This is a genomic window from Kribbella caucasensis, assembly GCF_004361855.1.
In the GTDB taxonomy this organism is placed as follows: Bacteria; Actinomycetota; Actinomycetes; order Propionibacteriales; family Kribbellaceae; genus Kribbella; species Kribbella caucasensis.
In genome coordinates, this window is record NZ_SNWQ01000007.1 from 113,659 (window position 1) to 140,280 (window position 26,622).

The window sequence follows — 26,622 nt, forward strand, 5'->3', positions numbered from 1 at the left end:
GCGGTGGTGCGACTAGGCGTCGGCCGGCTGACGGTCGAGGGGGAGTTCGAAGAAGACGGCCTTGGTGATGCCGTCGACATCGTCTTCGACGAGCTCACAACCGAGTGATTGCCAGAACGGCAGCGCTCCCGGCGAGTGCGGGTAGGTGTGGAGAGCGATGGTGTCGTAGTAGAACTCCTGGCGGGCGCGGTCGATGACGGCCTGGACGAGCGCCCTGGCGATGTGTCGCCGGCGGTGCTCCTTCAGGACGTACACGCGCACCAGTTGGCCGGTACGCCCGTCGCGGTAGCGGTCGACCAGGTGCCGCGGGCTCAAGCCCTCCTTGAGAGCGCCCGCGCGGATGCCGCAGGTGGCGATCACCTCACCGATGGCCGTGTCCTCCGCCACCAGCATGAAGGGTCCCTCCGGCTCGATGTACCACCCGGCGATGTCGTCGACGTCCGCGTGGACGACCGGGTCGTAAGAGTCCCCGAAGTCCTCGATGACGGAGCGCATCATGATCGCCTGTGCGGCGGGGATGTCGGCCTCCGTCAGTGCCCGGATGACCACGCCGTCGGGGTCTGTGTGAGTCGTCATGTCCAGCATCATGAACGCATGAGAGATTGTTGACAACCCCCAATTCACGTAATACTGCCGTCATCGGCACGACATGTGTGGCGTTCATCGGGCAGATCGAGTAGGCCGAATGGCCTGTAAAACAACGGAATACGGCAACATCTGAGATGTTTCGAGCGCTGGGCCGAGGACACGCGGTCGAGTCAACAGCGGAATCAATTTGCATGAGTTGTTGACAATCGCGACAAGCCGCTCCTACCTTGCTGGGAACGCACCAGAGCCGATTCGACGGCTCCCGACCGACCCAGGTGGTGTCGCATGCGACCGATTCGTCCCCTGCAAGGCGCTGCGCTCTGTATCGCCGCACTTCTCACGGTCCCGGCCTGCGGAAGCTTCTCCAGTTCCGGTGGCTCCGCGAACGCCGCGACCAGCAGCCTGACCATCGCCCTCCAGTTCACGCCCAAGGCCGGCTACGCGCTCGAGACCGACGACGCTTTCGTGCTCGCCCAGGTCGGCTGCCTGGAGACCCTGCTCACGTACGACTTCGACTCCGGCGAGCTGCAGCCCCTGCTCGCGACCAAGTGGACGCAGACCAGTCCGACAGCCTGGGACTTCACCCTCCGCGAGGGCGTGAAGTTCCAGGACGGCACCGCGCTCGACGCGGACGGCGTCGCGTTCGCCCTGAACAAGCTGCTCAAGTCCGCTACACCTCCGCGTGCTTTCACGCCCAAGGTGGTCAGTGGTGTGCAGGCGGTGGACGCGTCGACGGTACGCATCACCACGCCGAAGCCGAGCACGTTGCTGCCGTACCGCGTGGCCAGCGTCAACACCGGCATCATGGCCAAGGCGGCGTACGCCGGTCGCGGCACGGACGTCATCAAGCACTGCACCGGTCCGTTCACCGTGACCGCTCAGAAGCCGCAGCAGTCGATGTCGCTCGAGCGCAACGAGAGCTACTGGGGCACCAAGGCGACGCTGGCCAAGGCCGAGGCGAAGTTCCTCCCGGACGGCAACGCGCGGGCGACCCAGGTCCGCACCGGTGAGTCGCAGATCGGCCTCGGCATTCCCTCCGCGAGCCTGGAGGAACTGTCGGGCGACAAGAGCATCGTCGTGTCCGAGGCGGCCACGCCGAGGACCACGGGCCTGTACCTCAACTACGGCAAGGCGCCGTTCGACAATCCCGATGTCCGCAAGGCCATCCAGATGACCGTCGACCTGGACGCGATCGCGAAGACGATCTACTCGGGCACCGTCGAGCCGGCGTCCGGTCCGTTCGCGGCGAACGAGCCCTGGGCTCCGAAGGGCGTCCAGCCGGCCGCCCGTGACGTCGAAGCCGCGAAAGCCCTGCTGCAGAAGGCCGGATACGGTCCGGACAAGCTGTCGCTGTCCCTGCGTGCCTACACCGAGCGGCCGGAGATGGCCGACCTCGCCGCGGTGGTCCAGGAGCAGCTCAAGCAGATCGGCATCACCGTCAAGGTCACGATGACCGACTACGCGGGGATGGAGCCGGCCCTGCTCGGCGGCACCTACGACCTCGCGTTGCTGTCTCGCAACCACCTGACCGACATCGCCGACCCGATCGGCTTCCTCGAGGCCGACTACACCTGCAAGGGCACCTTCAACATCAGCCACTACTGCGATCCGGCGTTCGACGCACGGCTGGCGCAGGCCAACAGCGAGAAGGACCCCGCCGCTCGCTACACCATCTACGCCGAGCTGGCCAAGCAGCTGCACGAGCAGGCGATCACCGTGTACCTGGTGACCGACAAGACCATCGCGGCCAAGCGCGCCGGCGTCCAGAACTTCGTCGACGACCCGCTGGCCCGGTACGCCCTGACACCCCAGCTCTCGCAGACCGACTGACCTAGCTCACGAAAGAGGAACGACACGATGGAACTCCTCGGGTTCAGACCGAAGTACATCACCTTCGACTGCTACGGAACGCTGACCAACTTCCAGATGAACGACACCGTCCGGCCGCTGATCGAAGGTGTGATCCCGCCGGAGCACACCGACCGGTTCCTGAAGGACTTCCGGGCTTACCGGATCGACGAGGTGCTCGGCGAGTTCAAGCTCTACCCGCTCGTACTGCGCGACTCGTGGCAACGGACCTGCAATCGCTGGCGGATCCAGTTCAAGCCGTCGGATGTGGACGCGATCGTCGCGGCTGTGGGGACATGGGGCCCGCACGCCGACGTACCCGAACCGCTGGCGAAGCTGGCCGCGCACTATCCGCTGGTGATCCTGTCCAACGCGGTCGACCACATCCTGGCCGGCAACGTCGCGAAGCTCGGGGTCGACTTCCACCGCGTCTTCACCGCGGAGCAGGCGGGCGCCTACAAGCCGCGCTACCAGGCGTTCGAGTACATGCTCGACCAGCTCGACGTGGACCGCGAGGAGATCCTGCACGTGTCGTCGCACATCTGGTACGACGTGATCCCCGCGCACGAGTTGGGGATCAAGCACAAGGTCTACGTCAACCGTGGCTACGACCCGTCGACGCCGTACTACGAGTACGCCGAGACCACCGATCTGACCGGCGTACCGGACCTGCTGGGCCTGTGACACCAGGCATCCACACGGGGACGACACGCGACGACACGGACGAAGGTGAGATGCCATGAAGCTGACCTCCTACTGGCTCGACACGGCCAAGCCGGCCGGAGACTTCCGGCACCAGGAGTTGCCCGCGTCCGTGGATGTCGCCGTCGTGGGTGGCGGGCTGACCGGCCTGTCCACCGCGTTGCACCTGGCCCGGCAAGGAGCGAGCGTCGCCGTTCTCGAGGCCCACACGCTGGGCTGGGGAGCATCCGGCCGCAACGGGGGAATGGCGACGACCGGGTTGGCGATCGACTTCACCAAGGCGGTGAAGCGGTACGGACTGGACAGTGCGACGCGGATGTTCACCGTGTACAACGACGCGATCGACACCGTCGAGGACGTCGTCCGGACCGAGGGCATCGACTGTGATTTCGAGCGCGTCGGCAAGCTGAACCTCGCCAGCAAACCGGCGCACTACGAAGAGTTCCAGCGGTCCGCCGATCTGTTGGCCCTGCATGCGAACCATGAGGTGACGCTCGTCCCCCGCAACCGCATCAGGGACGAGATCGGCAGCGACTTCTACCACGGCGCGATGGTCGACCCGCTGGCCGCCGGCGTCCATGTCGGCAAGCTGTGCAGCGGGCTCGCGATGGCGGCCTCGCAGTACGGCGCTTCGCTGCACGAGGACTGTGAGGTCGTCTCCCTGGAGCGGCTCGGTACGCGGCGCCATCGCGTCGTCACCGCGCAGGGCTCGTTGCTCGCCGACGACGTGGTGGTCGGCACCAGCGGGTATTCGGGCAAGCTGCTCCCGTGGTTGCGCCGTCGGATCGTCCCGATCGGCAGCTTCATCGTGGTGACGGAACCCCTGGACCGCGCGGTGATCGACGAACTGCTGCCGCACCGGCGGGTCGCCTCCGACAGCAAGAACCTGGTCTATTACTTCAGGATCACGCCGGACAACCGTCTGCTCTTCGGCGGCCGGGCGAGGTTCGCGATGTCCAGCCCGGGCTCCGATCTGCGGTCGGGGGACATCCTCCGCCGGGCGATCACGAAGGTCTTCCCACGGCTGCGCGGCGTCGGCATCGACTACTGCTGGGGCGGCCTCGTGGACATGTCACTCGACCAGATGGTTCATGCGGGCCGTCGGGACGGAGTGTTCTACTCGGTGGGCTACAGCGGACACGGCGTACAGATGGCCACCCACATGGGCAAGGTCGTCGCGCAGATGCTCGAGGGTGACCACAGCGCCAACCCGTGGGGCGAGCTGCCGTTCCACGCGGTTCCCGGCCACGTCGGCCCGCCGTGGTTCCTGCCGCCGGTGGGCGCGTATTTCCGCTTCCTGGATCTCGTCAAGTAGGTCCGGGAAAGGATCGGAGGTTCGGCATGCGATTTCTGGTCAGGCGATTGACGGTACTGGTCGCCGCACTCCTGGCGGTCTCGTTCCTGGTGTTCCTGATTCCCTATCTGACGCCAGGCGACCCGACCCGGAAGATCCTGCGCGGCCGGGTGAACGCGATGGACATCGACCCGGCACAGTTGGAGTCGTTGCGAGCGCAGTACGGCCTCGACCGGCCGGTCCTGGTCCAGTACGCCGACTGGCTCGCCACCGCAGTCCGTGGTGACTTCGGGTACTCGTACACGAGCCAGGCGGCCGTGATGCCGCAGATCGGCGCGGCCGCCATGGTGACGCTGGTGCTGGCCGTCGGGGCCCTCGGACTCGCGATCGCCGTGGCGCTGCCGTCGGGCATCCTGGCAGCGATGCGGCGGGGCGGACCGGTCGACACGGCGATCACCACGGTGACGCAGGCCTTCGTCGCCGTCCCGGAGTACTGGCTGGCTCCGCTGCTGATCCTGGTCTTCGCGGTGAAGTTCGGCGCGCTGCCGTCGGCGGGATGGGCCGGGCCGGCGTGGATGATCCTTCCGTGCGTCACGTTGGCGCTGCGTCCGATCAGCTACTTCACCCAGATCACCCGGGCATCGATGGCAGAGGTACTCGACTCGCCGTACATCGTGGGTGCCCGGGCCCGCGGCCTCGGCTACTACCGGACGATTCTGCGGCACGGCATCCGGAACGCCCTCATCCCCGTCGTCACCCTGCTCTCGGTCTGGCTCGGCGGGTTGCTCGGCGGATCGGTCGTGGTGGAGGTGATCTTCGGTATCCCGGGCATGGGCCGGCTGGTCTTCAACGCCGTACACAACGGGGACATCCCGATGATCCAGGCCTCGATGGTCACCATCGTCACGATCACCGTGCTGCTGGCGACCGTGACCGACGTCCTCTACACCGTGATCAACCCGACCGTGAGGGGGAGCCATGTCGGTTCTTGACGGCCCCAAGACCATCACACCGGCCACGCTGACCCCGGACAGCGCGCCCGCCGGGACAGTCACCCGCAGGAACCGCACGAGAGCGCTGCTGCGACAGCCGTGGCCGCTCGTCGCTGGTGGCGCGATTCTGACCGTTGTCGTCGTGGTGCTCCTGCTGACGCCGTGGATCGCTCCGTCGGACCCGGCAGAGCAGGACCTCACTCAGCGGTTCGCCGGTAGCAGCGCGGCGCACTGGTTGGGCACGGACCAACTGGGACGCGACGTGCTGTCCCGGATGATGCACGGCGGACGGTTCTCCGTGACGATCGCGGGCACCACGGTCGCGATCTGTGCTGTCCTCGGCACGCTGCTGGGCATCCTCTGCGCCCGGGTGCGCGGCGCGTTCGACGAGTTCGTCATGCGCGTCTGCGACGTACTGCTGGCCTTCCCTGAGATGATCGTGGCGATGTTCGTCGTGTCGATCCTCGGGGCCAGCAAGACGACGTTGATCCTCGCGCTGGTCGTCGGCGGATGGACGCCGTTCGCGAAACTGGCGCGCGGTGTCGCGATGGAGGTCGACGCGCGTGGCTTCATCGAGGCCGCCCGGGCGCTGGGATGCTCGCGCAGTTTCATCGTGCTGCGACATCTGCTGCCGAACTCACTGAACCCGCTGATGGCTCACGCGGCGCTCCGGTTCGGGCACAAGCTCATCACGGTCGGGGCGCTGTCCTACCTCGGACTCGGTGTGCAGCCGCCGGCGGCGGACTGGGGCTCCATGCTGGCGGCGGCGCAGCCGTTCCTGAGCCAGGCCCCGCATCTGGTCGTCTACCCGGGTCTGGCCATCTTCGTGACCGCGCTGAGTGTGACGATGATCGGCCAGGGCATCAACGCGCGTCGAGGGAGCCGGTCATGAACGAGTCGCGACCGGTCGCGGTCCGGAGAGAGGACGGAATGGCCAAGAATTCAGAGGTGCGCAAGCGTCCGCCGCGGGTGGCCAAGCCGACCCTGGCAGCTGTCGTCACCAGCGAGCTTCGGGAGGCGATCATCAGTGGAAGGATTCCGCCGGGCAGCCAGATGAACGAGGTCGAACTGGCAGCGCGGTTCTCGACCAGCCGCGGACCGGTCCGGGAAGGAATGCAGCGCCTGGTGCAGGAGGGCTTACTGGTGAGCAGCCCGCATCGTGGGATCTTCGTTCCCGTCCTGTCGGCCGCCGACGTGGAGGACCTCTATTTCGCCCGGTCGGCGCTCGAGCGGGGGGCCATGTTGCGCATCGTCGAGCGTGGCATCTCGGCGGCGACCATCGCCAGCCTCGACCAGGTGCTGGGCGAGATGGAGCTCGCCATGGCCGAGGGTGACACCGCGGCGGTGGCTGCTGCCGACCTGCACTTCCACGAGGTGCTCGTGTCGGCCGCGGGCAGTCCGAGGCTGATGCAGATGTACCAGGCGCTGGTGGGTCAGATGCGACTGGGCCTGAACCTCGTGATCGAAACCTACGTGGAGCGCGCGGAGCTGGTCTCCGAGCACAAGGCGATCGTGCGGCAGTTGAAGACCGGTGATCGGAAGGCGCTGCTGGCAGCGATCGACGAGCACTTCGATGTCGCCCTCGACGACCTGGCCGCCGACGGCGCGGGTCACCACCACCACGTCAACCACTCTGGTGTGACCAACCGGGCCTGATCGACGGAACCGAGGAACCCATGGAGCCCCTGCTCGAGATCGACAGCCTCACTGTCAGCACCCGTACGACGTCCAAGCGCCTGCTGGACGGAGTCAGCCTGCGGGTGGCGCCGGGGGAGGTGCTCGCAGTCGTCGGCGAGTCCGGATCGGGAAAGAGCCTCACCGCGCTGTCGATCATGCAGATGCTTCCGCGCGTCCTGGAGATGTCCGCCGGGAGGATGACGCTGGCGGGCACCGACCTGACGTCGCTACGGCGCCGGGAGATCGACACGCTGCACGGCGGCCGGATCGGGATGCTGTTCCAGCAGCCTCGACGGATGCTCGACCCCACGGCCACGGTCGGCAGCCAGGTGGCGGAGCCGCTCGTCCGGCACCTGCGGATGAGCCGACGGGAAGCGCGCCGACGGGTGCTCGAGCTGCTGGCGGACGTCGGCATCGACGAGCCGGCCCGCCGGGCGCAGGCCTATCCGCATCAGTTGTCCGGTGGGCTCGCGCAGCGCGTGATGATCGCGACCGCGCTCGCGGCCTCCCCGCCGCTGCTGATCGCCGACGAGCCGACCACGGCGCTCGACGTCACCGTCGAGGCGCAGATCCTGCAACTGCTGAAGCAGAAGAAGCGCGAGCTCGGTATGAGCGTGCTCTTCATTTCCCACGACCTCAACGTCGTCTCCTCGATCGCCGACCGGATCGCGGTGATGTATGCCGGCCGCGTCGTCGAGGTGGGCACGGCAGACGAGATCCTGACCCAGCCCGAGCACCCGTATACGAAGGCACTTATCGAGTGCTCGACGCTGAGGACCGACGCGAGTGGGCAGCTGTACGTCATACCGGGCGGCAGTGACACCGCACGGGAGCTCGATCACGGATGCCGGTTCCGTCCGCGCTGCGGCCTCACTCAGGAAGCTCACCTGGAGCAGGTGTGTGACGCGCGGGAACCCGTGCTGCTGTCGATCGGGAGGTCCCCGGCCGAGCACGAATGCCGTTGCTGGGGAACGGCCGAGGAAAGGGAGGGAGCATGACCGATACCGCCATCGCGCCCACGGCCGAGCTGGTGAAGTTGGAGAACGTCGTCAAGCATTTCCCGCTGCGCCGGCGCGGCTTCGGCCGCCGGGAGTTCGTCCACTCCGTCGACGATGTGACCATCAGTCTCGAGGGCGGCCGATCCCTGGGGATCGTCGGCGAGTCCGGATCGGGCAAGAGCACGCTCGCACGGATCATGCTGGGCCTGCAGGAGCCCGATTCGGGACAGGTCGATGTGGCCGGCGTCCAGGTCACGAGCCTCAAACGCAAGGATGACAAGGCCTTCCGGCGCAAGGCGCAGATCGTCTTCCAGGACCCGCACTCCGTGATGGATCCGCGCATGACGGTCCGGCAGAGCCTGACCGCCGTGCTGGCGCAGCACCGGATCGGAGACGGCCCGGAGCGGGAGGCCCGGATCGTCCAGGCACTCCGGGAGGTCGGCCTCGAGGCCGAGTATCTCGACCGGTATCCCGCCGACTGCTCAGGTGGTCAGCTCCAGCGGATCGTGATCGCCCGGGCACTGCTGCTGGAGCCTACGTTGCTCGTGTGTGACGAGCCGACATCTGCCCTCGACGCGTCCGTCCAGGCCAAGGTGCTCAACCTCATCAGCCAGTTGCGGCGTGAACGCGAGCTCACCATGGTCCTCATCTCGCACGATCTCCGCGTCGTCCGGCTGACCAGTGATCGGGTCGCGGTGATGTACCTGGGCCAGATCGTCGAGACGGCGGATCGTGAGGAACTCTTCACCGGGGCGCGCCATCCGTACACGTTGGCGCTTCTCGCGGCGGCAACGCACGTCAAGGGGGACGAGCAGGTCGTCGCCCAGGGCGAGCCGCCATCTCCAGTGCATCCGCCGGCTGGGTGCCGCTTCAACACAAGGTGTCCATTGGCGACCGACCGATGCCGGGAGGAGGCACCGCAGCTGGCCGAGGTGGCGCCGGGGCATCAGGTCCGCTGCCATCGCTGGAGCGAGAGCCGTGAGCTGCTCGCCGAGATCACAGGAACGGAGCCGCATGACGTCAATGACGGCGTGTGAACCTCACTCGGACCTCTCCGAAGTCTTCGTGCCACCGGGTGCGGCCTATCTCGAAGGTCACTGGACCTCGGGACCTTGGACGCTCGACGTGACCGATCCCGAAACAGGCCGGGTCGTGGACGTTGTCTGCGAGGCGGGCGCAGCGGAGGCAGATCGGGCCGTCACCTATCTGGCCCGCGAGTATCCCCGGTCCAGTTGGCCGCTGTGGGCGCGGCGGGAAGCTCTGGCGACGGCCGCTCGGCTGGTGGTCGAGAGGGCTCCAGAGCTCGCGGAGGTCATCGCATCGGAGTCGTCGAAGACGATCCGTGAGGCACGTTCGGAGGTGCGGCGCGCGGCCGAGACTCTTCGACTGTCCGGCGAAGCAGCCTCCACTCTCGAGGGACGGACGGTTCCGTTCGACAACAGCGAACGCGGTGCCGGCTGGGTCGGCTGGTTCACCCGCGAACCAGTCGGCATCGTGGCAGCCATCACGCCCTACAACGATCCGCTGAACCTGGTGGCCCACAAGCTCGGGCCCGCCTTGCTCGCCGGCAACGCCGTGGTGCTGAAGCCCTCGGAGCTCACGCCACTCTCGGCGTTCGCTCTGGCCGGCATCCTCCTGGAGGCCGGTGTTCCGGGATCTCATCTGGCTGTACTCACAGGTCTCGAGGCAGCGCGTGCACTGGTCGCGGACGACCGCGTGGATGTCGTCTCGTTCACGGGAGGACGCCGTACCGCCGACAAGATCGCCGGGCAAGGCCGCGCCCGGAAACTGCTGATGGAGCTAGGCGGCAACAACGCGTTGATCGCATTCGCCGATGCGGATCCAGCCGAGGTGGCGGCGGCCATCGTGGATGGTGCGTTCGGGGTGGCGGGTCAGAACTGCCTGTCCGTCCAGCGTGCGCTCATTGCCGAACCGTTGTACGACGAGGTGCTGGATCGAGTCGTCGCGTTGGCATCGGCCCTTCGCGTGGGCACCAAGTCGGATCCGGCCACGGATCTCGGTCCGATGATCACCGAGGAGGCGGCGGTCGAGGTGATCCATCGGGTGGCCGCGGCCGTCAAGGACGGCGCCGTACTGCGGACCGGTGGCAGCCGGGAGGGCGCGTTCGTCACGCCTACCGTGCTCATCGACATGCCGCACGACTCGGATCTGTGGCGCCACGAGGTCTTCGGGCCAGTCGTGATGATGGAACCCTGGGATGACGTCACGTCAGCGATCGAGGCCGCCAACGACGCGGACACCGGCCTGCAGGCGGGAGTGTTCACGCAAGACATCGACCAGGCACTCGACGTGGCGGAACGGCTCCGTGTCGGCGCGGTACTGATCAACTCCAGCTCGGATTTCCGCATCGACGCGATGCCGTTCGGGGGTTTCAAGAGCTCGGGTGTCGGACGGGAAGGTGTCACGAGCGCTGTCGAGTCGTTCTCCGAGCCGAAGGTCGTGGCCATCCGCCGAGCCGCCAGGGCCTAGAAGACCTTCGCTACATCGAGGTTCCCGCCGCTGATGATGGCTGCGGTGGGGCCGGTGAGTTGGATCTTGCCTTCCAGCAAGGCGGCGAAGGGTGCCGCGGCGGCTGGTTCGAGGGCGAGCTTGGTCCGCGACATCACCAATCGGGTGGCGTCCAGCAGCGCGTTCTCGCTGACGCGCACCACCTGGTCGACGTACTGCTGGATGATGCCGAAGTTGTGCGTGCCGCAGACCGGCGCGGCCAGGCCGTCGGCGATGCTCTTCGCGGTCGGCAGCTTCTGCGGTGCACCCGCTTCGAGGCTGCGGCTGACCACGTCCGCGGTCTCCGGCTCGATACCGATCACGCGGATCCCGGGGTTCAGCAGTTTGACCGCGAGCGCGACTCCGGAGATCAGTCCGCCACCACCGACCGGGACGAGCACGGTCCCTACGTCCGGCCGCTCCTCGATCAGCTCGAGGCCGAGGGTGCCGTGGCCGGTGATCACGTCGAGGTCGTCGAACGGGTGCACGCCGGTCAGCTTGCGGTCGTCCCGGATCGCCTCGTACGCCGCGATCAGGTCGCCCTCCACGAGTTCCACCTGAGCGCCGTACGAGCGGGCCGCCGCCACCTTGGCCGGTACCGCGGTCTTCGCCATCACCACCGTCGCGGGCACACCGGCATCCCGGGCCGCCCAGGCGAGGGCACCGGCCGCGTTGCCCGCCGACACCGTGATCACGCCGCGGTCGCGCTCCTCGGCCGTCAGCCGCAGGGTCTTGTACAGCAGACCGCGGACCTTGAAGCTGCCCGTTTTCTGGAACAACTCGGCCTTCAGTTCCAGCTCCGCACCGAACAGGGTGTTCAGCGCCGACGAGGTCAGCACCGGAGTCCGGTGAATCCGTCCCGCCAATCGGCTGGCAGCGGCGCGCACTTCATCAAGACTCGGCATACTCGGAGCCTATCCACGTTCACACCGGGGTGTGTGAACGACGAGTTGGGGGTTGCAGTGAAGCGAGGCGAACCGCTGCCGATAGCGACGTACGAGCCGCGCCTCACCCGTGGGCTGGGTGCGCGCGAGCGAGCAGGCTGGACGATCAAGCTGACCGGTATCTCGGCGGGCAGTGAACTACCGGGGGAGCCCGAGATCGCGGCGGGGGTGGACGCGGCGGAGAAACACCTTCCCGCTGTCGACGGCCTGCCCGGCGCGGCGTTCCTGATCCTGCATGCCGGCACCGAGGCGTTGTGGGGGATCCTCGGCTGGTGGCAACTGGACATCCTCTATCAGCGCACGCTGCGGGCCGCCCTCGGGACCACCTCCTTCGAGCTGGTTCCACCGGACGGCCCGACCGCGTGTGTCTGGGAGCTGCTGGTCGTCGACCACGAGCGCCGCTCCTGGGTGGAACACGTCCTGTCCCACCCCGACTCCCCGGACTACCCCACCTACATCGCCGACTCCGGCTGGCCGGTCAAGCGATGAGTCCTTATCAGGAACGGCATCCGGCGGTGACCCGTTCAGCCACGACGGCCGCGAGACGATTGGTCGCCGATGGGTGCTGGGGGAGGAAGAGGTAGGGCTCGATGAGTTCGAGTTCCATCAGGAGGAAGCGGCCGGCCTTGAGGATGCCGTCGACCCGGGCGTAGATGGGGGTGGTGCGGGTCGGCGCGGCGGTCAGGGCCGCTTCGGCGGCCTCGCGTACCGCGGCCGGCGGGTCGACTGGTTCGACCGAGCCGCCGTGTTCGAACTGGACCCGGTAGTCACCAGCTGCCGGGCGCTGGACGACGGCGTGCGAGTACGTGCCACCGAGGTAGATCAGGGAGCACTCGCCGTCCGTCACGATCTCGGGCTGGAAGGGCTGGACCAGGTAGACCGCGTCGGGGAGTCCGTCGATGGCCTGGTCCAGTTCTGGGGAACCGGCGACGCCGCGGATCGTGTTGTGGGCCAAAGCACTCACGGTCGGCTTGATCACGATCTCCTGGCCGGTGAGGCCGGCGACCACCTCGCGCAGACAGGCACCGGCGGCGACCTGGGAGGGGACGATCGCGACACCGCGTTCGCGGAGGTCGAGGAGGTAGCGCTTGTCGGCGTTCCAGCGGATCAGGTCGGTGTCGTTGAACACCTGGACGCCGCCCTTGTCGAGCAGGTCGAGCCAGCCGGTGAACTCGTCGTACCGCTTGTGGTAGTCCCAGACGGACCGCAGCAGCACCCCGTCGTACGAGGACCAGTCCACCGACGGGTCGGTCCAGACCTCGGCGACCGGGTCCAGGCCGGCGGCGCGGAGCGCGTCGACGAGCGGGAAGTCGTCCTCGTGCAGGTCCGGGTGGGCGGCGCAGGTCGCTAGTGCGATACGTACGGTCACGCTGGGCCTTTCCGTTCAGCCGGTCGGACCCGCGACCGCGAGCCCGAATCAGTGTCCGAGGGCCCGTACGCGTGCGTCAAACTGCTTTTCAGCTGGTGAACGGTGACGCACGGTGATCGCGATGCCGACGATGAGGGCCGCGGTCAGGTGGATCAGGCCCTGCCGTACGTCGTGCCCGAAGCTCGCGTAGGCCAGATAGGCGGCGACCGGTACGGCGAGCCACTCGAACCGGCCGGCCAGTACAGCGAGGGCGATGAGCGGGAGCCCGTACCACGGGTAGGTCGGCGTGGTCACGAGCAGAGCGGCGCCGTACAACCAGCAGCAGGTGACCGCGATCGGCTCACGTCCGTGCCGGTGGATCGCGAGCAGCGCCAGCGCGACGGCCAGGATCGCGGCCGTGAGCTGACGGGTCTCAGGAGGCAACAGGAGCGCGAGAATCGCCGAGCGGGAGCTGCCGTCGGAGAAGCCTTCCTGGGTGAGGTAGCCGGGCAGGAAGCCGATCACCAGGGTGCCGGCGGCGAGGAGGTGGAGGAGGTAGGAGGCCGCGAAGGTGCCGAGGGCAACCGATGGAGTCGTTCGCTGTCGTCGGAGTGAGGTGAAGGCGGGGAGTAGGAGGAGGGGGATGAGTTTGACGCTGCCGGCGGCGCCTAGGAGTAGGCCGGTGAGCACTGGTTTGCGGCGGGCGGCGGTCAGTACGGCGGCGACGATCAGGGCGGTGGCGAGGACGTCGACGTGGGCCGCGCTGCCGGCTTCGAGGGCGACGATCGGTGACCAACCCCACAGGATCGCCCAGCGGGGGTCGCGGTTCCTTCGCCGGAGTTCGGTGGCGAGGAGTGCGGTGAGGGCTACGGCGAGTGCGGCGGCCGCGAACTGGAGGCCGAAGGTGCCGGCGGACCACGGGGTCAGGAGGGCGACGACGGTGAAGTAGGCCTGGGCGATCGGTGGGTAGATGGTGGGGACGCTGGGGCGGTTGATGAGGGTGCGGGGGTCGTCGGCGGAGAGGGTGGCGAGGGCTGCGGGGTCGTGGGGGAGGCGCGGCGGGCCGGTGACGCCGGAGCGGTCGGTGGGGGAGAGGCCGGGGAACAGGATCGGGTCGCGGAGGTTGGCGAGGGCGTCGTCGAGGGGGACGTGGGAGTAGGGCGAACTGCCGGAGAGTTGCACCCGGCCGTCCCAGACGTAGCGGTAGGCGTCGGTGCTGGTGATCGGCGGTTGGGTGAGCCCCGGTAGTTGGCAGACCGCCGCGAACAACACGATGCCGAGTACTACGTGCGGCCCGGCGGGCCGGCGGGTCAGCAGCCAGGCAAGCGCTACCAGGAGTAGGCAGGCTGCGAGGAGGGCGAGGTTGGGAAACCAGCTGGCAGAAGCTGAGGCTATGACTACGGTGGTTGCCCCGGCGGCGATCAAACCACCAACCCAGAGCGGCATCACGACACCTGTTGTTGGGTAGTTGCGCGGCGGAAGGTTAGGAAGGCTCGGGTGGGGGTGCGCCAGTCTTCGGTGGGGAGGAGGCCGGCGGTGTGGGCGTGGCGGAGTACGGCGCGGGCGCCTACTCTTGCCCAGGGCAACGGCTTCGAGCGTCGGCCGGCGGCGCTGCGGAGGACGATCGGGCGGGTGTCGTCGAGAGAGTCGTCCAGATCGACCTCGACCAGGACGAGGCCGTCCGGGCGGACCAGTTCGGCACAGCGTTGCAGCAACTCGCCCACCGCCTCGCCGATGCCGATGTTGCCGTCCATCAGCAGGACGCTGCCCCAGCGCCCCTCGCCGGGCAGCGGTTCCTGAACCGGCCGTCGCAGCGCCGGCGCACCACGCCGGGTGGTGAGCCGGACCGCGTGGGCGGAGATGTCGACACCGAGCGCCGGGATCCCTCGTTCGGCAAGGGCTGTGACGATTCGCCCCGGACCGCAGCCGATGTCCAGTACCGGACCCTCGCACCGGCTCAACGCCAACCGGTCAACGGCATCCGCCGGCGCGCGCCACCGATCCACCTCGGACAGCGCCGCGACCGTCCGCCCATCGGTGCCGGTAGCAACCACCTGTACCCCGTCGAGCGCCCGCTCGAACAGCACCGACGGATGCGCGGAGTGCTGCAACCGCCGATGCAGCCGCGACATCCGCAACGCAGGGAACCGCGCAGCCAGGACCGCCGCATCCTGAGGCGTGTCCATGTCGCGCAGAGTCGGCAACAACTTCACCCGATACCCGAGCGCCTCCAACCTGGACAGCTGATCCGCGCCAGTGTGGTCAGTCGACATCGGTACGCCGAGCAGCACGTGCCGATCGGGCACCCGCAGACCCAAACCCCAGTAGCCTCCATCCTCGGTCAACCCCAGCACGGCATCGTGACCCGACCAGTCGACCCCGAGCAGTTCGGGAGTCACCTGCGGCGTATCCATCCCCACCAGCATCATCGGCAACCCGTCATACGCGTCCTCGAACGCCGCGGCCAACCGCTCGTCCAACCCATCACCCCGCTGCCCGACGACCGAGAACCCGGGCGGCAACCAAGGGCCCGCGATCCCGTCCAACGCCAGCACCCGACGCAGTACAGGCGTCTGGCGTACGGCGGCCAACGTGTCGACCAGCGACGCCCGAGCAATAGCGGCCGCTTCATCGGCGGTGAACTCGGTTAGCAACCGCGTCTTCACCCGCCCGGGCAGCGGCTCCTTCGCGATCACGATCAGCGTGCCGGCCGTCATGCGGACAACACCTTCGTCATGTCCTTGACCGCCCGTACTGCGCCGAGCGGGGTGCCCGTCACCTTCGACCGACCCGATCGCGGCAAGTAGTCCACCTCGACCTCCGCGATCCGCCACCCCGCGTCGGCCGCCTTCACCACGGTCTCCAACGGATACCCGGACCGCCGGTCGACCAGTCCCAACCCCAGCAACGCCTCCCGTCGCGCCGCCCGCATCGGTCCGAGGTCGTACAGCCGGACACCCGTACGCCGACGGATGCGGCGGGCCAGCTCGGCATTCGCCAGGCGCAAGTGCCACGGCCACACCTCACGCGAGACCGGCCGACGTCGTCCGAGCATCAGGTCGAACCGCCCGGACAGCACCGGCTCGGTCACTCGCACGAGTTGCCGCGGATCCAGCGAAGCATCAGCGTCCAGAAAGGCCACCACCGACGCCGTCGCAGCCAGCAACCCGGCGTGGCAGGCGGCTCCATATCCGCGGAGCTCGCACGAGACCACCGTCGCCCCCAACCTGCCGGCGATCTCGGCCGAGCCGTCCGTGGACCCGTTGTCGACGACAACAGCCCGTACTCCGTCCGGCAGCCGGCCGAGCACCCAGGGCAACGCCGCCGCCTCGTTCAGGCACGGCAGGACCAGATCCACCTCTGCAGGAGCCACCTTTCGACCGTAGGGAAGTCCAGCGGTCCGATGGGGCCGGGAGCGGCTACGGCTCGCTTACGTCGCGCAACGCGGTGGACGACAAGGCGCTACCAAACGGTCTGGAGGTTCTACGCTCGTGCCGTGGCTACACGTGTGCTCGTGGTGGACGACGACCCGACGGTGTCGAACGTGGTCTCGGCGTACCTGACCAAGGCCGGGTACGAGGCCCGGGTGGTCGCCGACGGCGTGAAGGCGGTCGAGGTCTGGCAGCAGTGGAAGCCGTCGGTGGTCGTACTCGACGTGATGCTGCCCGGCCTGTCCGGGCTGGAGGTACTCCGCCGGATGCGGGCCGCCGACGATGGCGCCGCCGTGATCATGCTGTCGGCCCGCGGTGAGGAGGAGGACCGGCTGGTCGGGTTGGAGGTCGGCGCCGACGACTACGTGGTCAAGCCGTTCAGCCCGCGCGAGCTGACCCTGCGGGTGCAGGCGATGCTGCGCCGGGAGGAACGCCTGGCCGGGCTCGACCTCACCCCGACCAAGCTCAGCGCCGGACCGATCACCGTCGACACCGCGGCCCGGCTCGCGTTCCTGGACGGTGCGGAGCTCGCGCTGACGCATCGCGAGTTCGATCTGCTCGCGTTCCTGGTCGCGCATCCGGGCAAGGCGTACACGAAGGCCGAGCTGCTCCGCCGGGTCTGGGGCTGGGACTTCGGCGACTCCTCGACCGTCACCGTGCACGTCCGCCGGCTGCGGGAGAAGATCGAGCTGGATCCGTCCGATCCACGGCTGGTGCTGACCGTGCCCCGGACCGGCTACCGCTTCGTGGGTGAGTCCTCGTGAACCGCGACACCGTCACCATTCTCGGCCTGACCGCGCTCTGGACCCTGGTCGTCGCCGCGGTCGGTGTCCTCGTGCTCTGGCAGTTCCGCCGCAGGTCGTTGCGGGTCACGATGATCGTGGTGGCGATCGCACCGATGGCGGCCGCGCTCGCCGCGGTCGGCCAGAGCGTCCGGGCGATGTTCATCTCCGCACACGACTCGTTGGTGGTGCTGTGGACGTTGGCGTTCTCCGGCCTGCTCGGGCTGGCGATGTCGATCCTGCTCGCGCACTGGATCAGCGCCGGATCCCGGGACGTCGGACGCCGGTTGCGCCACCTCGGTACGTCGTACGAGCCGGCCGCGGACGGCGGGTCGGTCAGCGTACCGGCCGAGCTGGCCGCGTTGACCGATGAGCTTGAGCAGACGCGGCAACGGCTGGCCGCGTCCCGCGAACGCGAACAGGCCCTCGAATCCAGCCGCCGCGAACTGGTTGCCTTCATGTCCCACGACCTCCGTACGCCGCTGGCCGGGCTGCGCGCGGTTGCCGAAGGGCTCGAGGACGGCGTGGTCGACGACGTACCCGGAGCTCTTCGGCAGATGCGGTCCACGGTGGATCGGATGAGTGGTCTGGTGGACGATCTGTTCGAGTTGTCCCGGCTGTCGACGGCTCCACCTCCACGGCGGCGGACCGCGGTCAGCCTGCGCGAACTCGCCGAGGACGTGGCCGGTGAGACGACCGAACACGCGAGGTCCGAAGGCGTCACGCTCGCGGTCTCCACGCCGGACGACGACGATCGGCTCGCGGTGCACGGTGACGCGGACGAGCTGACCCGGGCGGTGACGAACCTGGTCGGCAACGCGATCCGCCATACCGAGCCCGGCGGGACGGTCCGGCTCGACGTCGGCCGCGAACAGGACGGACGGGTCCGGCTCGCGGTCACCGACGGCTGCGGCGGGATCGCCGACGAGGATCTGGACCGCGTCTTCGACATCGGCTGGCGCGGCGACCGGCAACGCACCCCCGCCAACGGAACCACCGGCGGCGGCCTCGGCCTGGCGATCGCCCGCGGCGTGGTCGAGTCCCACGAAGGCAGCATCGCCGTCAGCAACGTCACCGGCGGCTGCACCTTCGAAATCGAACTGCCAACCAGCTGACGCCAGCCGAGCCGATCAGGCCTGGCCGCAACTATCTGTGCGACTGGATGTTGTTGTTGAGCTGGCTCGTAGCCGGGCTTGCCCCTTCCCCAGCTGAAGTCCAGCGGCATGGTCGACGGCCATGTCAATGGTTTGGTCGCGAGCTAGTACATGGTGCACGTCACGTAACGCCGGGCGGCGGTGAGCGATGTAGCGGTCGCTGGCCAGCCCCGTGACCCGCCTAGTCACCCGTGCTTCCGTCCCGGCCAGTGATGAGGTGGGGAGTCGCCCGTGTTTGTGCTGGATCGGTCTCAGCGTGCCCGGATTCAGAAGTTCCCGCGGATCGTTGCCGCGGTGGTGTCGTTGGCGTTGGTGGCGACGGCGTTGGAGGCACGGCAACCGGCGGTGGCCGCACTGGCGGACGATCCGAAGCAGGCGGTGGCGACGGTGGTATCGCGTCCGGATGTGGTGTCGGCGGCGGTGACGGCGCGGGCGCAGGGCACCCGGGTCGAGGTGGAGTCGATGCGGACCGAGACCTCCAGCACGTGGTCGAACCCCGATGGGACGATGACCACGGATGCGCACGCCGCGCCGATCCGGTTCAAGGGCACGACCGGTGCCTGGCGCGACATCGATCTGACACTGCAGCAGGGCATCGACGGGACGGTCGCGCCGCGCGGACACCAATATGACCTGAAGCTAGGCAAGCGCAACAGCGCGACCGGGCAGGTGTTCGCATCTGCTGACTCGGGTGCCGGCCGTGAGGTCGAGTGGCTGGCGCCGTGGAAGCTGCCCGAGCCGACCCTGGACGGCACCAAGGCCACCTACGCTGACGTCCAGCCGGGCGTGGACCTGGTCCTGGACGCGCGCCGCAACGGGTTCGAGAACGACTTCATCGTCAAGCAGCGCCCCGCGGTCGCGCCGGTATGGCGGATCCCGCTGCGCACCAAAGGCCTCACCCCGCGGCAGCTCGGGGATGGGACGATCGAGTTCGTCGACGCCAAGAACGTGGTCCAGTCCCGGATCCCGGTCGGCTACATGTGGGACTCCGCACCGAACGGTCAGCAGAACAGGGTGACGGTGAAGGTGACCGTCGAGCAGGTCTCGGCCGGTCGGGCGACGCTGGTGATCGAGCCGGGCGAGTGGTTAATGGACTCGTCGCGAATTTTCCCGATAACGGTGGACCCGACCTACGTGACCGGTACGACGAAGGCAGTGTTCGACACCTGGATCCGCTCCGGCGTCACCACCGATCAGTCGGCGTCGACGGATCTGCAGGTCGGCTACGACGGGTCGTTTTGGGCCCGGTCGTTCCTGAACTTCACCACCGCGACCTTCGCCGGCAAGGACATCATCTCGGCGAACCTGTCGCTGTGGCAGCATTCGTCGCTGTCCTGCACCCCGACCTCGATGACGGTGCGGGGCGCGGAGGCGGCGACGACCGCGGCGCGCTGGACCGACCAGCCCGCGATGGGCTCCTCGTACGGGTCGGTGTCGTCGGCGAAGGGCTACTCGGCCTCATGCCCGGGCGGGCGGATCACGGTCCCGATGACGGGGCTGGCGCAAGCGTGGTCGACCGCGACGTACCCGACCGGTGGCATGGCGCTGGTCGCGACTAACGAGCAGGACGCGACGACGTACAAGAAGTTCTACTCCACGGTCGCGATTGCGGACCCGTACATCACGATGACGTGGAACCGGGCGCCCGCGGTGCCGGCGATCCCGACCTTCGTGTCCGCTGTCGCCTACGCCCCGCCGAGCGGCTCGAGTGCGTTGTACTCGCCGTACCTGAACCCGTGGGTGTCCACGAAGGCATCGGATGCTGACGGGAACACGGTGAAGTACGTCTTCGAGTTCCACACCTCCCCGGAGGGCCCGGGCAGCCTGAAGGCGACCTGCACGTCCGCGACCTACGCCTCCGGCAGTACGGCGGGCTGTCAGCCGAGCGTGAACCTGCCCGAGGACACCGCGATCTTCGTGAAGGCGAAGGCCAACGACGGCCACAAGGACTCCGCCTGGTCGGGCTGGAGCCCGGTCCGGGTCGGGTCGCTGCAGCCGACCGGGCCGGTGATCTCGTGCCCCAGCCCGTATGTGATCAATTCGTGGCAGGACAACGAACCCACCAGCGATGTGGTGTGCACGGTCACCGCGACGGGCACCGGGTTCAACGCGCCCGGTTACCTCCGGCTGACCGTGGACGGCAAGCCGGTCGCGACGAACTTCATCGGTGGCGCGGCGGGGCAGGTCAAGATCACCCCGTCCAGCGATCCCGCGCTGGCCAAGACGACGGTGACGTTCAGGAAGGACACGCCGGGTCTGCATCGGATCACCGCGCAGGCCGAGTCGCCGGCCGGCCGGTTGTCCGGGAGCGCGTCGCACAGCTTCGGCTGGGGTGGCTCCGGGATCACCTCCCCGACCGCTGACCCGCGGGTCACGAGCACTGACACGATCAAGATCGAGGCCTCGGGCCCGCCGAAGGGCCAGTCCGCTCTCCCGACCGCCAGGGTGCGCTGGCGCGTCTCCGGCTACGGCGGCAGCGCGTACGACACCGTCGGCTGGAACGAGGATGGCACCGAGTTGCCCGTGACTGACAACGGCACCGCCGGCGTCAGCGTGTCGACCAGCTGGAACACCAAGAACGCGGTCACCGACGCCCACTTGGATAGCGACCCGTCCACCCCGCAGGTGGAACCGACGACGCTGAACGACCGAGTACCGGCGCTGCTGGACATCCAGGTCTGCTTCACCTACGCCTCCTCCACCCAGTGCAGCTGGTCGCAGAACCCAGGCACCACCGTCCAACGGGTGCCGCATGCCTTCGGCAACGGTTTCCCGACCGCCGAGGCCGGCCCCGGCCAGGTCGCTTTGTGGACCGGCGAGTTCAACACCGACACCACCGACATCTCCGTCCCCGGCTACACCGGCAGCCTGTCGATCTCCCGCTCCCACGCCACCTACGCCGGCCCCGCGAACACGGTGAACGGCGTCTTCGGCCCCGGCTGGGTCGCCCACTTCGACGGCGCGGACGCCGGCGCTGCCGGTCTCGAGGTCGTCGACTCCACCCGCGTCGACGGCACCATCGCCCTGGTCGACGGCGACGGTTCCGCCCTGGTCTATGAGTCCCCGACCGGGCAACGCCGCACCACCGCGGCGTACACGGCCGGCACGTGGGTGCCGACCGACGAGGAGACCGAGCTCGACGGCTCCAGGCTCACCGTCACCGGTGCCGGAGTGTCGACGACGATCTCCTACATCGAAGACGACGGCACCGTCACCACTTGGACGCCGGCCGCCGCGCCGGCCGCGACGTCCGACACGCTGTTCCGCGCTGCCGGCGTCGCCGAGCCCGGTGTTGCGTCCAAGACCACCTACTCCTACGACGGCTCCGGCCGGATCACGCGGATCCTCGCCCCGGCACCGCCCGGCGTCACCTGCCCCGCGGACGGGACCCTGAACCCCGGCTGCCGCGCCCTGCGGTTCGTCTACGCCACTATCAACAGCCAAGTCCGGTTGAATGAGGCGTGGCTGGACATCTACAACCCGGACAAGACCGGCGGCGCCGGGATGGACTCCATCAAGGTCGCCAGCTACACCTACGAACAGACGGGCGAGATCCGGCTGACCAAGGTCACCGACCCGCGGTCGAACCTGTCCACCGAGTACGGCTACAACGCCGCAAACCACCTCACGTCGGTGAAGCCGGCCGGGCAGGTGCCGTTTCAGTTGAACTACGTCAGTGTCGATCAGCGCGAGAAGCTCGACACGGTCAAACGCGACAGACCCGCGGGTGACCCGGCGGGCGGTACCGCGACCCTGGCCAAATTCGTTTACGCCCCCGACGTGCCGCTGTCCGGTACCGGCCTGCCCGACCTGTCCGCGACCTCTGTGGCCCGCTGGAACCAGAAGACCGCCCCGACGAACGGGTTCGCCGTGTTCGGGCCCGATCACGAGCTCACCGGCATACCCGGTTCGGGTGACTGGCAGTACGCCGACCTGCAGTACACCGACGCCTCCGGCTACACGGTCAACACCGCCAACTACGGCGCCGGTGATTGGCAGTACACCGCCACCGACTACAACGACCAGGGCAACACGGTCCGCGAACTCGACGAACGCGCCCTCCGCCTGGTCATCGACAACCAGCTGCCCTCCGGTGCGACCGTCGACCAGCTCGCCTCATTGACGATCTACAACAACGACGTCCTGGGCGCAGACCAGATCACGGTTGTCACTCCGGCCGGCACGCTCGTCACCGACACCTATGGTCCCGCTCGGTTCGCGGCCCTCAAGGACGGCAGCGTCAAGTGGGTCCGCACGCACACCCACACCACCTTCGACGAGAACGCCCCCAACGCCGGCATCAACCCCGACACGACCCTGCCGTACCGGCTCGCCACCAAGGAAACCTCCTGGGCCCAAGACCCCGGAACCGGCGCCGATCTGGAGATGACCGCGCAATCGCTAACCAACTACGGCCCGCCTGTTGACGGCGACGCCGACGGCTGGGCCCTGAGCCAGGCCGGCAAGACCGCGACCGATGTCAACCTGAACGGCGTCATCGACACCGCCACCGACATCATCAAGCTCACCCGCTACGACGCCGAAGGCCGCGCCGTCGAGACCCGGCAGCCCGAATCCAACGGTTCCGATGCCGGCACCACGAAGACCGTCTACTACACCGCGGCCGCGAACACTCCCGTGGCCTGCGGCGGCAAGCCGGAATGGGCCGGCCTGGTCTGCCAGACCGGGCCCGCCGCCTCGCCCTCGGGCGGCACCGGCACATTACCGACAACCACCACCAGTGGCTTCACCTACATGCTCGCGCCGAAGACGGTGGTCGAGACGTCCGGTGCGGTGACCCGCACCAACACCACGACCTACCTGCTCGACGGCCGTGCCGCGTCCACCAAGACCACCGTCACGGGCCTGGCGGGCTCGACGCCGAACACCGAGAAGGTCACCACCTACGACCCGGCCACCGGCCAGCCGACCGTGGTGACGGCGAAGAACGCAGACGGCTCCACCGCCGGTACCATCACCACTGGCTACGACACCTGGGGCCGCCCAACCACCTACCAGCCGTCCGGTGAACAGGTCACCACGACCGTGTACGACGCAGCCGGCCGCACCGCCACGGTGACTGACGCCAATGGCTCCACCACCTACACCTACGACGCCACCGACGCGGCGGGCAAGGCCGAACGCCGCGGCCTGGCCACCAAGGTCGAGGTCACCACTGCCGGCTCCACCTGGACCTCCACGGGCGCCTACGACGCTGATGGGTCCATGACCGTGCAGAAGCTACCCGGCGGCATCACCCAGTACAACGACCTCGACAACGCCGGCGAGCCCGTCGGCCTGCGCTACACCGGCCAAGTGACCACCACTAACGAGGACGGCTCGACCACCGTCGACCCCAATGGTGGCTGGTTGTCCTGGTCGATCGACAACGACGTCACCGGCCGGGTAGCGCGTGAGTGGACTCCCGATGGCGCCGCCTTCACCGGTCCCACCGCCGATGCGCCCGGTGACGCCGTCCCGTACGACCGCGCCTACAGCTACGACAACGCCGGACGGCTGGTGACTGTCAAGGACCGCACCGCGTCCGCCACCGGGGTCGACATCACCGATCCGACCGCAGCAACGTGCGTCACCCGCACCTACGGCTTCGACCGCAACGACAACCGCCTCACAAAGGCGACCGCCACCAGCGGAACCGATGGCGCCTGCACTACCACCGGCGCTGCCACCATCGCACGGGCGTTCGATACGGCCGACCGGCCGGTCACCGGTGCCAACGGTGTAGGCAACTACGTGTATGACGCGCTCGGCCGCACGACCACCCTGCCCGCCTCCGACGCACCGAAGCCAACCGACGGGGACATATCGCTCGGGTACTACGACAACGACCTAGCCCGCATCATCACTCAAGCCGACACCACCACGGCTTTCACGCTTGATGCGCTTGATCGACGAAGCGTTCAGACAGTCTCGACCAGCAGTACCTCAGTTCAGGTAGTGAGGCATTACAGCGATACCTCTGACAATCCGACCTGGGTGACAGACGGGACCACCACGCAGCGGTACACCGAACTGGTCGGTGCAGATCTCGCTCTCACCGTCGACCAAGCCGGGCACGGGGACCTCACAATCGCCAACAATCATGGCGACACAGTCACGACCGTCAGTTTGACTCCCAACACGCCTGCGACAGCAATCGCAAGCTGGAACGGCTATGACGAATACGGGCAGCCCAACTCGACCAACAGCACAAGCACCGGCGTCTTGAACTACGGCTGGCTGGGCTCTAAGCAGCGCGCGACCACCGACTCAGGTCTAATACTCATGGGTTCTCGGCTCTACAACCAAGCCACAGGGCTCTTCACGACGGTCGACCCGGTCGACGGCGGCGGCGCGAACGCCTACGCATATCCAACCGACCCGATAAACCAGTCCGACGTCACGGGTCAGTCCTGGTGGCGTAAGGCGCTTAAGGGCGCCGCCATCGTCGGAGGCATCGCAGGAGCCATCGCATGTGGTGCTTCAGTTGTCTGTGGCATTGCGGTTGGAGCAGCTGCCGCAGCCGGGGCCTACGCAGCAAGTCGTGCTGGCACAAAGAGTTGGAGCTGGAGCGGCTTCGGCCGAGCCACCGCTTTCGGTGCTCTCTCTGGTGCCGCCTGGGGTGGCGCGGCAAGGAAAGCCGCATGGAGATTCCAGGGTGGCAGCCGCCTCACACGAGGTTGGGGTGTCCGTTTCAGCAAGGGAGGCGCTCGAGGAACCGACTTCCTCCGACACGGCTCGCGCCGCTTCGGTCTCCACAGCCACAGGATCAAGGGATACTCCCGCTGGAAGATCGTGCACTGGCACCGTCGAGCGAAGGGCGGCATCGCACGGCACAGGCCATGGCAACAGTCCAAGACTGACAGGCGCTGGAGGGACAGGTTGTGATTGTGAGCGGCACCGAGCGACATGATGCGGAACCACCACTCCTGTTGTTTGACGACGACGATTGGCTAGATGTCTATGACTCAGTCAGCCGCATGCTCGACCACCTTGAATACCCGGCGATCGACGAAGTCGTCTTCGTGGCCGACGCAAACGGACGCGCGGTTCACCTTTCCGTCGCAGGCGAAGAGGTAGTGATCGAAGGTGTCGCTGCGTCTCCTCAGTTGAACGAACTGCGGGAGCGCGTAGAAACGTTCTTCGACCGCTGGACCGATGGTGCTCCACCGAAGCGGTCTGATGACCCGCGTGAGTACGTCCAGTCCGTCGTTTCCCGATACAGCGCAGTGCCGATGAGAAGCAAGAAGCGGAAGTAGAGACCTCACTGCCCCTTCGGGGCACCTCAGGCCCCGAAGGTGGCAGACGCTGTTTTTAGATTTAGAAGGAGCAGCGCTCCTGGCGGCATGAATTGGCGCGCCTGAGGACGCCGCGGGCGAGTGTTGGCTGGCTGGCAATCCATTCCCGCAGGCGAGGGCGTTAGGTCATGCGTTCTGTGCTGGCGGGCGCGTTCCTTCGGCGATGTAGGTGGTCCGGTCGGTTTGGTTTGGCGGGTCCAGTGCACGGCGGCGTTGATGTGCATGTCGAATAGGCCGGCGATGGCGGCTGCGGGTAGGTCTTCCGCGAGGGCGCGGCGTGCGGAGTTGCTGGGCGGCTGAGGTGGTGATGGGATGCTTCATGTGCGGGATTGGTCTGGCCGCCTGGGGTGCTTTCGACACGGCGCGGAATGTCAGGAAGGGCAATTACCGCGCTGCGGCGTGGGAGGGTCTCGGCGAAATAAGCTTTGGCGCGGGAACGAAACTGAGGTATGCAGGTAAAGGTGCCAAGGCAGGGTCGAAGGTTTGGCGTGGAAAGATCAAGAAAGGTGCGGACGAAACGCGGCAAACAACACAAGTGATATCTGCATCGCGCCAAGCGGTTTGAGAAGCGATACCACCGAATTAGTCGGTGGGAGCGGCGACTCCATTGGGGCGATCTCGGACATTGTGGAGCGAGTACGTTGCATGAGGGCGAGATTGGCAATAGGAGAGACGTGCCGCGAAGTTTAGCGGAACTGTTGGTGCGGCAAGGTGCCAGAAGTCACGGCCACGGGAGCGACAAACTGCAGCGAGCATTACTCGATGACGTGAGAAGTGTAGATACGACGCCTAGGCAGGTCTTGCTGTCGTGGATGGTCCCGAACGCGATCTTGTGGACCGTGCCTGCTCTCATCGTCGGACTAGGATTTTCTATCGGGCTGGGAAGGCTGTTCTCACTGCCCCTGGACCTTGTCTACGCCATGGGATTCGCATTTGGCCTGATAGGTCCGATGATTGGTCTAGCAACGATCGTCTGGCTTGCGGTCCTGCGTATGCGAGGTTCTCTGAATGGTTTGCTGGCATTGTCGGATGCTCAATGGTGGAGGAAGTTCAGTACC

General features: G+C 67.5%; 20 protein-coding genes. 14 read left to right on the top strand and 6 right to left on the bottom strand.

Features of this window, described 5'->3' with window-relative positions:
- Positions 1-12: 12 nt before the first annotated feature.
- Positions 13-576: a GNAT family N-acetyltransferase gene (locus tag EV643_RS16215; RefSeq protein WP_133800907.1), complete on the bottom strand. Its 564-nt coding sequence runs from the start codon at positions 574-576 to the stop codon at positions 13-15.
- Positions 577-873: 297 nt separating this feature from the next.
- Between EV643_RS16215 and EV643_RS16220 the strand changes: the two genes are divergently transcribed.
- Genes EV643_RS16220 through EV643_RS16260 form a run of 9 tightly spaced genes read left to right on the top strand, consistent with a single transcriptional unit; the run spans position 874 to position 10,589 of the window.
- Complete coding sequence (locus EV643_RS16220) at positions 874-2,418, top strand: ABC transporter substrate-binding protein (protein ID WP_133800908.1); 1,545 nt, start codon at positions 874-876, stop codon at positions 2,416-2,418.
- Positions 2,419-2,445: 27 nt separating this feature from the next.
- Positions 2,446-3,120, top strand: coding sequence for a haloacid dehalogenase type II (locus tag EV643_RS16225; RefSeq protein WP_133800909.1), 675 nt, complete (start codon positions 2,446-2,448; stop codon positions 3,118-3,120).
- A 55-nt stretch (positions 3,121-3,175) separates the two neighbouring features.
- Positions 3,176-4,453 carry an NAD(P)/FAD-dependent oxidoreductase gene (locus tag EV643_RS16230; RefSeq protein WP_133800910.1) on the top strand — a complete coding sequence of 426 codons (1,278 nt, stop codon included), beginning with the start codon at positions 3,176-3,178 and terminating at the stop codon, positions 4,451-4,453.
- A gap of 26 nt (positions 4,454-4,479) precedes the next feature.
- Positions 4,480-5,424 carry an ABC transporter permease gene (locus tag EV643_RS16235; RefSeq protein WP_133800911.1) on the top strand — a complete coding sequence of 315 codons (945 nt, stop codon included), beginning with the start codon at positions 4,480-4,482 and terminating at the stop codon, positions 5,422-5,424.
- Positions 5,411-6,316 carry an ABC transporter permease gene (locus EV643_RS16240; RefSeq protein ID WP_133800912.1) on the top strand — a complete coding sequence of 302 codons (906 nt, stop codon included), beginning with the start codon at positions 5,411-5,413 and terminating at the stop codon, positions 6,314-6,316. Before EV643_RS16235 ends, EV643_RS16240 begins: the two co-directional genes overlap by 14 nt.
- On the top strand, positions 6,313-7,080 hold the full coding sequence (locus EV643_RS16245; protein WP_238165615.1) for a GntR family transcriptional regulator: 768 nt from the start codon (positions 6,313-6,315) through the stop codon (positions 7,078-7,080). Before EV643_RS16240 ends, EV643_RS16245 begins: the two co-directional genes overlap by 4 nt.
- A 20-nt stretch (positions 7,081-7,100) precedes the next feature.
- A complete protein-coding gene (locus tag EV643_RS16250) occupies positions 7,101-8,099 on the top strand; it encodes an ABC transporter ATP-binding protein (protein WP_133800913.1) in 999 nt (332 codons plus the stop codon).
- A complete protein-coding gene (locus EV643_RS16255; protein WP_133800914.1) occupies positions 8,096-9,136 on the top strand; it encodes an ABC transporter ATP-binding protein in 1,041 nt (346 codons plus the stop codon). The genes EV643_RS16250 and EV643_RS16255 overlap by 4 nt, the downstream gene beginning before the upstream one ends.
- Entirely contained in the window at positions 9,114-10,589 is a 1,476-nt protein-coding gene (locus tag EV643_RS16260; RefSeq protein ID WP_133800915.1) for an aldehyde dehydrogenase family protein, read from the top strand. The genes EV643_RS16255 and EV643_RS16260 overlap by 23 nt, the downstream gene beginning before the upstream one ends.
- Here EV643_RS16260 and EV643_RS16265 read toward each other — a convergent pair.
- Positions 10,586-11,512: a threonine ammonia-lyase gene (locus tag EV643_RS16265; RefSeq protein WP_133800916.1), complete on the bottom strand. Its 927-nt coding sequence runs from the start codon at positions 11,510-11,512 to the stop codon at positions 10,586-10,588. The two genes, EV643_RS16260 and EV643_RS16265, sit on opposite strands and share 4 nt — an antisense overlap.
- A 33-nt stretch (positions 11,513-11,545) precedes the next feature.
- Here EV643_RS16265 and EV643_RS16270 point away from each other — a divergent pair, with 33 nt between their 5' ends.
- Entirely contained in the window at positions 11,546-12,040 is a 495-nt protein-coding gene (locus tag EV643_RS16270) for a hypothetical protein (protein ID WP_133800917.1), read from the top strand.
- 7 nt (positions 12,041-12,047) lie between these two features.
- Here the strand turns inward: EV643_RS16270 and EV643_RS16275 are convergent, their stop codons facing one another.
- The 4 genes from EV643_RS16275 to EV643_RS16290 are packed head-to-tail and all read right to left on the bottom strand — an operon-like array spanning position 12,048 to position 16,272.
- Complete coding sequence (locus EV643_RS16275) at positions 12,048-12,920, bottom strand: ATP-grasp domain-containing protein (protein WP_133800918.1); 873 nt, start codon at positions 12,918-12,920, stop codon at positions 12,048-12,050.
- A gap of 48 nt (positions 12,921-12,968) precedes the next feature.
- Positions 12,969-14,345: an MptA/MptB family glycosyltransferase gene (locus EV643_RS46695; protein ID WP_133800919.1), complete on the bottom strand. Its 1,377-nt coding sequence runs from the start codon at positions 14,343-14,345 to the stop codon at positions 12,969-12,971.
- On the bottom strand, positions 14,345-15,616 hold the full coding sequence (locus tag EV643_RS16285) for a DUF2064 domain-containing protein (RefSeq protein WP_133800920.1): 1,272 nt from the start codon (positions 15,614-15,616) through the stop codon (positions 14,345-14,347). Before EV643_RS16285 ends, EV643_RS46695 begins: the two co-directional genes overlap by 1 nt.
- A complete protein-coding gene (locus EV643_RS16290) occupies positions 15,613-16,272 on the bottom strand; it encodes a glycosyltransferase family 2 protein (RefSeq protein ID WP_133800921.1) in 660 nt (219 codons plus the stop codon). The genes EV643_RS16285 and EV643_RS16290 overlap by 4 nt, the downstream gene beginning before the upstream one ends.
- A 123-nt stretch (positions 16,273-16,395) precedes the next feature.
- Between EV643_RS16290 and EV643_RS16295 the strand changes: the two genes are divergently transcribed.
- From EV643_RS16295 to EV643_RS16310, 4 genes are all read left to right on the top strand, one after another.
- The gene (locus tag EV643_RS16295; protein ID WP_166665460.1) at positions 16,396-17,094 is read left to right on the top strand and encodes a response regulator transcription factor; all 699 of its coding nucleotides are present in this window, start codon (positions 16,396-16,398) and stop codon (positions 17,092-17,094) included.
- The gene (locus tag EV643_RS16300) at positions 17,091-18,227 is read left to right on the top strand and encodes a sensor histidine kinase (RefSeq protein ID WP_133800922.1); all 1,137 of its coding nucleotides are present in this window, start codon (positions 17,091-17,093) and stop codon (positions 18,225-18,227) included. The genes EV643_RS16295 and EV643_RS16300 overlap by 4 nt, the downstream gene beginning before the upstream one ends.
- Before the next feature lie 270 nt (positions 18,228-18,497).
- Complete coding sequence (locus EV643_RS46700) at positions 18,498-25,154, top strand: RHS repeat-associated core domain-containing protein (protein ID WP_305000402.1); 6,657 nt, start codon at positions 18,498-18,500, stop codon at positions 25,152-25,154.
- 2 nt (positions 25,155-25,156) lie between these two features.
- The gene (locus tag EV643_RS16310; RefSeq protein WP_133800923.1) at positions 25,157-25,525 is read left to right on the top strand and encodes a hypothetical protein; all 369 of its coding nucleotides are present in this window, start codon (positions 25,157-25,159) and stop codon (positions 25,523-25,525) included.
- The last annotated feature ends 1,097 nt before the right edge of the window (positions 25,526-26,622 follow it).

Excerpts from the sequence above, each read along its gene's own strand:
- EV643_RS16215 (WP_133800907.1), bottom strand. The coding sequence starts at position 576 with ATGACGACTCACACAGACCCCGACGGCGTGGTCATCCGGGCACTGACG.
- EV643_RS16220 (WP_133800908.1), top strand. The coding sequence starts at position 874 with ATGCGACCGATTCGTCCCCTGCAAGGCGCTGCGCTCTGTATCGCCGCA.
- EV643_RS16225 (WP_133800909.1), top strand. The coding sequence starts at position 2,446 with ATGGAACTCCTCGGGTTCAGACCGAAGTACATCACCTTCGACTGCTAC.
- EV643_RS16230 (WP_133800910.1), top strand. The coding sequence starts at position 3,176 with ATGAAGCTGACCTCCTACTGGCTCGACACGGCCAAGCCGGCCGGAGAC.
- EV643_RS16235 (WP_133800911.1), top strand. The coding sequence starts at position 4,480 with ATGCGATTTCTGGTCAGGCGATTGACGGTACTGGTCGCCGCACTCCTG.
- EV643_RS16240 (WP_133800912.1), top strand. The coding sequence starts at position 5,411 with ATGTCGGTTCTTGACGGCCCCAAGACCATCACACCGGCCACGCTGACC.
- EV643_RS16245 (WP_238165615.1), top strand. The coding sequence starts at position 6,313 with ATGAACGAGTCGCGACCGGTCGCGGTCCGGAGAGAGGACGGAATGGCC.
- EV643_RS16250 (WP_133800913.1), top strand. The coding sequence starts at position 7,101 with ATGGAGCCCCTGCTCGAGATCGACAGCCTCACTGTCAGCACCCGTACG.
- EV643_RS16255 (WP_133800914.1), top strand. The coding sequence starts at position 8,096 with ATGACCGATACCGCCATCGCGCCCACGGCCGAGCTGGTGAAGTTGGAG.
- EV643_RS16260 (WP_133800915.1), top strand. The coding sequence starts at position 9,114 with ATGACGTCAATGACGGCGTGTGAACCTCACTCGGACCTCTCCGAAGTC.
- EV643_RS16265 (WP_133800916.1), bottom strand. The coding sequence starts at position 11,512 with ATGCCGAGTCTTGATGAAGTGCGCGCCGCTGCCAGCCGATTGGCGGGA.
- EV643_RS46695 (WP_133800919.1), bottom strand. The coding sequence starts at position 14,345 with ATGCCGCTCTGGGTTGGTGGTTTGATCGCCGCCGGGGCAACCACCGTA.
- EV643_RS16285 (WP_133800920.1), bottom strand. The coding sequence starts at position 15,616 with ATGACGGCCGGCACGCTGATCGTGATCGCGAAGGAGCCGCTGCCCGGG.